The 332-nt window shown below is 69.3% G+C and carries 1 protein-coding gene; it reads left to right on the top strand.

Annotation, left to right across the window (positions count from 1 at the left end; all coding sequences use genetic code 11):
* Positions 1 to 325, top strand: a 325-nt coding sequence (locus EN807_RS33720; protein ID WP_135938032.1) for an SMP-30/gluconolactonase/LRE family protein, incomplete at its 5' end; no start/stop codon positions are given.
* Between the last annotated feature and the right edge of the window lie 7 nt (positions 326 to 332).

Here is a 332-nt window from a genome sequence, read left to right as displayed (position 1 = left end):
AGACGGTAGCCTTGCCGGCCGCCGCGGCTGGGCGGACCTCGGCGGCGACTATCCCGACGGCATATGCATCGATGCCGAGGGCTGCGTCTGGTACGCCGACGTGCCCAACAAACACTGCGTGCGGGTGCGCGAAGGCGGCGACGTCTTGCAGACCGTCACCGCCGATCGCGGCTGCTTTGCCTGCATGCTGGGCGGTGCGGACAGGAAAACGCTGTTCATCACCGCCGCCGAATGGCGCGGCTTCGAGCACATGGTCAGCGATGCCCGCACCGGCCAGGTGCTCGGCATTGAAGCGCCGGCACCCGGTGTCGGCTGGCCGGGCTAGAGCCCAG

It is taken from the genome of Mesorhizobium sp. M5C.F.Ca.ET.164.01.1.1, from assembly GCF_004792125.1.
In the GTDB taxonomy this organism is placed as follows: Bacteria; Pseudomonadota; Alphaproteobacteria; order Rhizobiales; family Rhizobiaceae; genus Mesorhizobium; species Mesorhizobium wenxiniae.
This window is presented reverse-complemented; position numbering and strand designations above follow the sequence as displayed.